We start from the raw sequence: 925 nt of genomic DNA on the forward strand, positions 1-925 counted from the left end.
CTTCAAGACGGTGGACGCGCCGGCGCCTTGTGAAGTGCCGGCGCCTTCGACCTGGCCCTAGAAATCCATGTCGAGCTGCTCGATCTCGTCCGGCTCCAGCCGGGCCGCGGCCGTCCACTCCTTGAGCTCCGGCATGGCGCTGATGGCCTTGCAATAGGCCATGCAGGCGGGATTCAACGGCACGTCATAGGTCATGAAGCGCGTGACGACCGGCGCAAAGAAGGCGTCGGCCGCACCGCGCTTGGCACCAAACAGATAGGGGCCGCCGTAGCGCGCCAGGCAGTCGGTCCAGATCTCGGTGATGCGCTCAATGTCGGGCTTGGCCCCGGCCCAGATCTTGTGGCGCGGAAAGTGGCCCTTGAGGTTCATGGGCAGCGACGCGCGCAAATTGGCAAAGCCGGAGTTCATCTCGCCGCAGATGGCCCGCGCATGGGCCCGCGCGACGCGGTCCGCGGGCCACAGGCCGGCTTTGGGAAAAAGCTCGTTCAGATATTCGGCAATGGCCATGTTGTTCCAGACCGTCACGCCGTCATGCCGCAGGCAGGGCACGCGGATGGACGGCGCCAGCAGCAGCAGTTCCTTGCGCGCATCCTCGTCGTCGGGYGAGACCATGATCTCCTCGAAGGCCAGGCCGGCGAAGCGCGTCAGCAGCCAGCCGCGCAGCGACCACGAGGAGTAGTTCTTGCTGCTCAGCGTCAGCGTGGCCGCGGATGTCGCGGCCTTGGATTTGCGCGCCGGCGCTGGAGCGGTTTTCGCCGCCTTGGCGGCGGGGCGGGTCGGCGTGGCAACGGGCATGGCGTCTCCTTCTCGGTCTGGGCACCCCATCGACGCAAGGCCCATGCCATGCTGGCGCGCTCCTTGCGTCGCTCCTGGCATCACCGGCCTTGCAGGAGCAACCATGTACCCCGCCTACCAGGTCCATACC

At 66.9% G+C, this 925-nt stretch carries 1 protein-coding gene; it reads right to left on the minus strand.

Features of this window, described 5'->3' with window-relative positions; translation table 11 throughout:
• Positions 1-57: 57 nt before the first annotated feature.
• The gene (locus AC1DU6_RS33110; RefSeq protein WP_457326509.1) at positions 58-795 is read right to left on the minus strand and encodes a glutathione S-transferase family protein; all 738 of its coding nucleotides are present in this window, start codon (positions 793-795) and stop codon (positions 58-60) included.
• Between the last annotated feature and the right edge of the window lie 130 nt (positions 796-925).

The sequence above is a fragment of the Roseateles sp. P5_B10 genome (assembly GCF_056400485.1).